The 924-nt window shown below is 32.0% G+C and carries 2 protein-coding genes; both read left to right on the forward strand.

Annotated elements, in window-relative coordinates; genetic code table 11:
• Positions 1–248 (forward strand): hypothetical protein (locus V3W49_RS22615; RefSeq protein ID WP_500148190.1); only part of this gene is annotated, 248 nt, incomplete at its 5' end.
• Positions 249–705: 457 nt separating this feature from the next.
• On the forward strand, positions 706–924 hold a 219-nt coding region (locus tag V3W49_RS22620; protein ID WP_500148191.1), incomplete at its 3' end, for a hypothetical protein.

The following is a 924-nucleotide window of genomic DNA, read 5'->3' on the forward strand; positions in this document are numbered from 1 at the left end:
AGTATAGAATCTACAAGAAAGATTTCGCCTTTACAAAAGAGGGTTTAGTTGTGTTGGATTATAATCTGATTAGGCGTTTCTTACAATTACTTGAAAGAACGTTCCAGAAAGAAAGACGCTATGCGTTCAAACATGGTGCAAAGACCAAAGACGGTCTAAAGTCTTGTCAAGAAATAACAATAGCTAAGATTGCAGTTCAGAATTTAGTTGAGTTTTGTATTGGAAAACAAAAAGAGTTTAGAATCTAAGAATTATTAATCTCGTTTACTGTTTTTTACAGATACATTTAGGGCGTTTTAGATGACACTTGTTACAATAATGTCTTTGTGTTCGAGCTACCATAGTCAAACATTTCGAGTAAGTGGATAAAGGTTTACTGTTTGACTTTGATCCGAGAGTACGCACAGGTACGTATTCTTGAGTTGATTTTATCTAAGTAAATGGGAAAATACCCCATTTATTTATCTCAAATCTTCAATAAACTTTGCCAATTCTGTTGACAGTTCGTATCAAATGAAAATTTGGCAGTTTTATTAAATAGCTAATTGAAAAGTTATAATTTAGAAGTTGTTTTTCTATTAATTTTTTGATCAGCTTGCAAATAGTACTATTAGCTTAGAATTTCAGGCATTTTTTGGTTTAATTTTAGACCCATTAACTGTAAACCCAAAATATTAACGGAAGCCAACAAGAAATGGAGGTACATTGAACAAGCAAATGAATAAGCGAATCGCACTATCCAAGGCACATGTTAGCTTCCGTGTTTCAAATAGCTATTTCAAAGATAAAAAGACTCGGCAACAGTTCGTATCAAATGTTTATTTTAATTTTTCAAAGGCATGGTTAAAACTATCTGGGTTTGCTTTGAGTTGGGATTCTATAGTTGTTTTTGAAAAATTGTGTACTGTCATCAAATGTGTTAGA

This window comes from Rosenbergiella sp. YN46 (genome assembly GCF_036620675.1).
Taxonomy (GTDB): Bacteria; Pseudomonadota; Gammaproteobacteria; order Enterobacterales; family Enterobacteriaceae; genus Jejubacter.